At 64.8% G+C, this 6,399-nt stretch carries 8 protein-coding genes; 6 read left to right on the top strand and 2 right to left on the bottom strand.

Annotated elements, in window-relative coordinates; genetic code table 11:
* Positions 1-232: 232 nt before the first annotated feature.
* Together NCT32_RS17780 and NCT32_RS17775 are read left to right on the top strand one after the other, a co-directional pair.
* Positions 233-1,288, top strand: coding sequence for an NAD(P)/FAD-dependent oxidoreductase (locus tag NCT32_RS17780; RefSeq protein ID WP_061115747.1), 1,056 nt, complete (start codon positions 233-235; stop codon positions 1,286-1,288).
* A gap of 9 nt (positions 1,289-1,297) precedes the next feature.
* Entirely contained in the window at positions 1,298-2,008 is a 711-nt protein-coding gene (locus NCT32_RS17775; RefSeq protein WP_061115748.1) for an extensin family protein, read from the top strand.
* 1 nt (position 2,009) lies between these two features.
* Here the strand turns inward: NCT32_RS17775 and NCT32_RS17770 are convergent, their stop codons facing one another.
* The gene (locus tag NCT32_RS17770) at positions 2,010-2,699 is read right to left on the bottom strand and encodes an HD domain-containing protein (RefSeq protein WP_061116063.1); all 690 of its coding nucleotides are present in this window, start codon (positions 2,697-2,699) and stop codon (positions 2,010-2,012) included.
* Between the two features lie 186 nt (positions 2,700-2,885).
* Here NCT32_RS17770 and NCT32_RS17765 point away from each other — a divergent pair, with 186 nt between their 5' ends.
* Entirely contained in the window at positions 2,886-3,854 is a 969-nt protein-coding gene (locus tag NCT32_RS17765; protein ID WP_061115749.1) for a GlxA family transcriptional regulator, read from the top strand.
* A gap of 116 nt (positions 3,855-3,970) precedes the next feature.
* Positions 3,971-4,492 carry a hypothetical protein gene (locus NCT32_RS17760; RefSeq protein ID WP_061116064.1) on the top strand — a complete coding sequence of 174 codons (522 nt, stop codon included), beginning with the start codon at positions 3,971-3,973 and terminating at the stop codon, positions 4,490-4,492.
* Between the two features lie 7 nt (positions 4,493-4,499).
* On the opposite strand, the gene NCT32_RS17755 is transcribed toward NCT32_RS17760, so the two are convergent.
* Positions 4,500-4,793, bottom strand: a complete 294-nt coding sequence (locus NCT32_RS17755) for a hypothetical protein (RefSeq protein ID WP_250490462.1) — start codon at positions 4,791-4,793, stop codon at positions 4,500-4,502.
* Positions 4,794-5,014: 221 nt separating this feature from the next.
* Between NCT32_RS17755 and NCT32_RS17750 the strand changes: the two genes are divergently transcribed.
* Positions 5,015-5,632 carry an OmpW family protein gene (locus NCT32_RS17750; protein WP_061116065.1) on the top strand — a complete coding sequence of 206 codons (618 nt, stop codon included), beginning with the start codon at positions 5,015-5,017 and terminating at the stop codon, positions 5,630-5,632.
* 203 nt (positions 5,633-5,835) lie between these two features.
* On the top strand, positions 5,836-6,396 hold the full coding sequence (locus NCT32_RS17745) for a hypothetical protein (RefSeq protein WP_061115751.1): 561 nt from the start codon (positions 5,836-5,838) through the stop codon (positions 6,394-6,396).
* Positions 6,397-6,399: the final 3 nt, after the last annotated feature.

The following is a 6,399-nucleotide window of genomic DNA, read 5'->3' as shown; positions in this document are numbered from 1 at the left end:
TCACTTGTGACCCAGCACTTGACTCTCAATACAGTTACTTTCTTTGCAGCAGCAAAGAAAGTGACTGCCGCCCCGCACAGGGGCAGTGCTAATAAACCAACAAGAAAACGGGATCCGGCGAAAAAAAATCGCCGCTAAGCAAACAGGGACTTCATTGCCCCCGCAAAAACCTTTCTGTATCGTGACCCGAAGAATGCTGAAAAATTCAGCAAGCAAAGGAAAGCGAACCGAAATGGAATCTCAAAGCGAAGCGATAAAAACCGACGTATTGATCATAGGCGCCGGCCCGGTAGGCCTATTTGCCGCCTTCGAGGCAAACGTGATCGGCCTCACGTGTCAAATCGTCGACACCCTCGGGCGCATCGGCGGCCAATGTATCGAGCTCTATCCCGACAAGCCGATCTACGACATTCCCGCGATTCCTTCATGCACCGCACGCGAGCTCGTCGATCGCCTGCTCGAGCAGATCCGCCCCTTCGATGTGCCGATCCATCTCGATCAGCGCGTGCAGTCCGTCACGCAGCGCGAAGACGATCATCGCTGGACGGTCACGACCGAACGCGGCATGACCGTCGACTGCGCCGCGATCCTGATCGCGGCCGGCAACGGCGCGTTCGTGCCGCAGCGGCTGCAATTGCCCGAGGTCGCCGCGCTGGAAGGCAAGGACGTGCACTACAGCGTCTCGCGCGTGGCGGATTTCGCGGACAAAGAGGTCATCGTCGCGGGCGGCGGCGATTCTGCGCTCGACTGGGCGCTCGCGTTGAAGGACATCGCGAAGAAGCTCACGCTCGTGCATCGGCGCAGCGGCTTTTCGGCGGCGGCGAACTCGGTTGCGACGATGAAGCGCGCGGTGGACGCGGGCGAGATGGCATTCGTCATCGGCATGATCGAATCGCTCGATGCGCCCGATAACACGCTGCGCGGCGCGCGCATCAAGCAGGTGGAAGGTTCGACGGATGTTGCCGCCGACAAGATCGTCGCGCTCTATGGTCTCGTCTCCGAACTCGGCCCGATCGCCACCTGGAACCTCGATGTGCGCGGCGGGCGCATCGAAGTGGATACGTCGAACTATGAATCCTCTCGGCCGGGCATTTTCGCGGTCGGGGATATCGCCAACTATCCGAACAAGCAGAAGCTCATTCTGTCGGGCTTCCATGAAGCGTCGCTCGCGTTGCGCAAGGCCTATTCGTATGCGTATCCCGAGAAGAAGCGCGTGCACGTGCATTCGAGCTATGACGCGAAGCTCGCCGAACGCGTGAACGCCGCGCACGCAACCGGCGACGCGTAAGCGCTTCGCATGATCGCGCGCATCGTCGCGTGGTTGCTGCTCGCGTCGCTCGTGGGCGCGGCCGCATTCGGCTACGCGGTGTACTCGAAGCGCATCGTGCTGTCCGAGCGCTACGATCCCTTCGCCCCGCTCGACGTGCGTGCGCCTCAAGGTCCGCTCACGCGCTTCAGGCTATGGCGCACGATGCACGACGCGCCACTCTGCGACGCCGCGCTCGCGCGCTCCGGTCTCGTGTATCGCGCGATGGCCGATGCAACAGGGCCGGGCGGTTGTGCGCTCAAGGACGTAGTGCGCGTCACGCAGATGGAAGACCTGCGCATCAGTTCGCCCTTTCTCGCGACGTGTCCGCTCGCGCTCGGCATCGCCTATTTCGAGCATCAGTATCTTCAGCCCGCCGCGCTCGACATCTACGGCGAGCGCGTCGCGCGCATCGAGCATGTCGGCAGCTATGCGTGCCGCAACGTGAATCATCAGCAGGACGCTGCGCTGAGCCAGCATGCGAGCGCGAACGCCATCGACCTGACGGGCTTCGTGCTCGAAGACGGACGCCGCATCACGCTCGCGCGCTGGAGCGATGCGGCCTCTCCCGATGGACAGTTCCTGCGCCGCGTTCACGAAGGCGCGTGCCATGCGTTCGCCACCGCGCTGGGCCCCGGTTACAACGCGCTGCACGAGACGCACTTTCACGTCGACATGGGACCGTATCGCATGTGCCGCTGACCTACGCGTGGCGGTGCGCCGGGTCGCGGCACGCCGCATGATCGTGAGGCTGATCGTTCCACGCCGACCCGAGGATGATGCTGCAGAAGTTCAGCCGCCTGTAATTCGGGTCCTTCAACGCGAGCACGTCGGCCTTGACATTGCCGAAGGTCGATTCGGGCTTGCCGATCGTGCCTTTGGCGAATGCGTCGATGATGCCTTCCTTGAAGTTCGCCTCGCGCGGATGCGCCGCGACCACGAGGCGCCGCTCATCCGCGCTGAACTCGTCGTAGGCGAGACCGAGCACATCCATCTCGACGCCCGCCGTGACCAGCGCGACCACCGGCTTCTTGTACTGCGGAATGCCGGGCGTCGTGTGCAGCGCGATCGCGTCCCACACCTGCTCGATCTCGTATTCGCCGATGCCATGCCGACGCAGGAAATCGCGCGCCGCATTCGCGCCATCGACTTCGAAGCGGTCGTGCGCGCTGCTGTACGCTTCGGTGAGGCCCATGTCATGGAACATCGCGCCGATATACAGCAGTTCGGGATCGTACTTCAGTTGCTTGCGCTCGCCCGCGAGCGCGCCGAACAGGAACACGCGGCGCGAATGGTGGTAGAGCAGATCGGGCTCGGTATCGCGCACGAGTTGCGTGGCTTCGCGCGCCATCTGGCTGTCGGGAATCCTGATGCCTGCGATGATTTCGCTCATGAGTATGGCTCCGTGATGTGGGTCGATCGACGACGCGGATGCGGGTGCGTTGCTAAAATCGCGCAGCGCGTCGGATGGCTTTAGTCTCGTCAAAACGCCTTCACGTCTCAATCGAAACGGCGCGTCGAACCCTGCCAAGCGCACGCCGTCTTCTGCCATGCGCGCTCATCACGGACCTTCCATTCGATGCCTACAGTCGCAATCGCAATCTTCCAGGGCGTGCAGGCGCTCGATGTGGCCGGTCCCGTCGATGTGTTCGCGGAAGCGAACGGCTTCATTGCCCAATCGAACGCATATGAGATCACGCTCGTCGGTCCCGCAGAGCGCATCGTGCGCGCGTCGAACGGCACGCGTCTCGTCGCGGACCTGTCTTTCGACGAAGCGCATCGGCGCTATGGCACCGCGCTCGTCGCGGGCGGCCCGGCGCTTCCCGCCGATGCGCCGGATTCGCGGCTGACGGCCTGGCTCGCCGATGTCGCCTCGCACTGCGAGCGCTACGGCTCGATCTGCACGGGCGCATTCGCGCTCGGACACGCGGGCCTGATCGACGGCCGCAATGTGACCACGCACTGGCAGAACGCGCCGCGCCTCGCGGAGCGCTTTCCGCGCGCACGCGTCGAGCTGGACCGCATCTACATGCGCGACGACAGGCTCGTCACCTCGGCGGGCGTGACGGCGGGCATCGATGTCGCGCTCGCGCTCGTCGCGGAAGATCATGGCGCGCAGGTCGCGCTCGCGGTTGCAAAGCGCCTCGTCGTCTTCGCGCAGCGACGCGGCGGGCAATCGCAATTCAGCCCGTACTTGAGCGCACCCGCCGATGAGACTTCGCCGGTCGCGAAAGTGCAGGCGTATGTGATGGAGCACATCGGCGAGCGGCTGTCGGTCGCGCAACTGGCGAGCGTCGCCGGCATGAGCGAGCGCAACTTCGCGCGCGCCTTCGTGCAACTCGCGCAGATGACGCCGCATGAGTTCGTCGAACGGGCGCGCGTCGACGCGGCCCGCAATATGCTCGAGAGCAGCGACACGCCTCTGAAAACCGTCGCATACGAGTGCGGCTTCGGCACGGCCGATCGGATGCGGCTCGTTTTCACGCGGCGGCTCGGCGTGTCGCCGAACGACTATCGGCTGAGCTTCCGCACGCGCTTCACGAAGTAATTGGCGCGCTTGTACGCCGACGCCTCACGCCGAGTTCGCTAAACTTCGTGATGATGCGGTACGTGCAGCAGTGCGCGCGCGCCGCCGAATCCACCCTCGACATATCGGAACAGCGAATGACGAAACAAGAGACCGCCACGCAGGATCCCTACGAACGACGCGCGCTGCTGCTGCATCTCGGCGACGTGATGGAGTCGGTGTTTTGCCTGAGCCAATGCGCCGACGAATACGCGAGCATCGGCGAAGCGGTGAAGGGCAACGACGCGCTTGCTGGCTTCACGCTGCTCGGCTTCATCGACGAGAAGATGACGCCGCGCGATTTCATCCGGCGCGCATCGGGCGCGTTCTTCGTCTGGCCGAAGGCGCTTCTCGACGAGACGCTGAATCGGCAACTGCTCGCCAACACCGTCAGGCACGATCTCTTCGCAGACAACGCGAAGGGTTGGGGCGCCTATGTGGAAGAGCGGCGCAAGGACGTGCCGTGGTTCGGCGAGGAGCTGCCCGAAACCGCGAAGAGCGCGGCTCCGGCGCATGAAGCGCAGGCGCCGGCTCGGCAGAAGCAGAAGAGCAAGGCCGCGTCCGAAAAGCCATCGCGCTATTCGACATGGCCGTGGCCCGACAAGCCAGGCGACGCGTAATCGAAGGCTATTGCTTCTTGCTCATGCCGCTCGCGCCCGCATCGAAGCCGAGGCCGTTGGGCCGGTCGGGCGCGGCGCCCTTGCCCGATGATGTCTTGCCCGGCCGCGTCTTCGGTGCATCGCTGGCGTTCGCGGCCGCTGCCGCAGGCGGCGTGACGTTTTTCTCCTGATACGCGGGCGTGCTGTCGTATTCGAGCTTGTTCGGTTTTTGCGGCGCCTGCTGAGCGCTCGCCACGACGGCGAGCGTGCCACCGAGCAGACCCCCCGTCATGCGCCCGAGCGTGCCGAGTGTGGGTCTCATCTGCTGCCTCCCTTTGTACTTTAACTTTATCTAGCAAAGCGCGGACCCGCGGTTTGCGGCGTTCGAGCGCAGGCTTGTCGTCGCTCAAACCTCGTCGCCGCTGACGAGCGCGCGCGATCATGCCTTGCGCGCGGTCAATGGCGTGTGCGCCCCCGCCCGGGAAAATTCCCGCTTTTAACGCGGGAAAGATAGAAATGAAAAAAGTCTTCGGGGCAGTGGTGATGGCGTGCGCCTCCTTGTTTGCAGGCGTGGCACACGCGGCGGGCGATGCGCCGTCGAGTGATTCGATGGGCGGCATCCACGCCGGCGACGTGCTGGTGCGCCTGCGCGCGATCAGCATCCAGCCCGATGTGACAGCGGGCGGCGCACTCGGCACGCTCGGCGTGGACGTGAACAATGCGATCGTGCCGGAACTCGACTTCACCTACATGATCCGCGATGACATCGGCGTGGAGCTGATCCTGGCTACGTCGCGGCATCAGGTGACGTCGAGCATCGGCGGGCTGGGCGGCGTGAGCGTGCTGCCGCCGACACTGCTCCTGCAATACCACTTCAATCACGCGGGCCGCGTGCGTCCGTATGTCGGCGCGGGCGTGAACTACACGTATTTCTACAACGACAAGCTGAAAGCGGGCGATACGCCGGTGTCGATCCGGCACAGCAGCTTCGGCCCGGCGCTGCAGGCGGGCGTCGACGTGCAGGTGGCGAAAAATCTCTTCGTCAACGCGGATCTGAAAAAGATCTGGATGCGCACGAGCGCGTCGGCGGACGGCGCCGATCTCGGCTCGCTCAAGATCGATCCGTGGGTCATCGGTATCGGCGTCGGCATGAAGTTCTGACATGTGCGCTTTTCCGGCGAGTGTGCGCCGCGCCGCCTTGTGTCTGGAAATTGGCGGAAGATACCGGTGCTTCTGGCGTGGACGGTTTCGCGGGCGCGGTATCCTTGGCAGCAGGCCCGGCGCAGACTCGCGCCGCTCGCGCATGCGCGAACGGCGTGCGACCTGCAACGACTAATAAAACCGCATCGGGGAACTGCAAGCCAATGAGACCTTCCACTTACGCGGGAATCGCCTTGCTCGCGGCGTGTGGCGCCGCTTTCGCGCAACAGCCGCTCGCCGTGCCCGGACGCAGCCAGAGCGCGTGGCAGCAATCCGTCGATAACGCCGCCTGCTACGGCTACGCCAATCAGACGACGAAAGTGAACGTGGCGCGCGAGCCGCAGGCGCCGCCGCGCGATGCCCAGCGTGAAACGCGCGTGCTCACGCCGCCGCGCCCCGTCGAGCCGCCCTTGCCGTCGGGCGCGTCGGGCGCGATGGCGGCGTCCGCTGCTGCGCCGGCATCGGGCGCATCGGCGGCGATCGCGGCGTCGAGCTTGCCGCCGGGAAGGGTCTCCGGTGCATCCGGGCTGCCCGGCGCATCTGGTCCGATGCCCGGCATGCCCGCGATGCCCGCATCGATGGCGGCCGGCGCGTCCGGCGCATCGGATGCGATTTACGGCGGCGACATGAAGATGCCGCCGCTGCCGCCGCCCGAGCCGCCGATGACGCGTTACTGGCGCGCTTACAGCGAGTGCATGCAGAATCGCGGCTACTTCACGCGATGAATC

The organism is Caballeronia sp. INML2 (genome assembly GCF_023631365.1).
In the GTDB taxonomy this organism is placed as follows: domain Bacteria; phylum Pseudomonadota; class Gammaproteobacteria; order Burkholderiales; family Burkholderiaceae; genus Caballeronia; species Caballeronia turbans.
Note: the sequence above shows the minus strand (reverse complement) of the source record. Positions and strands in the feature narration are given on the sequence as shown.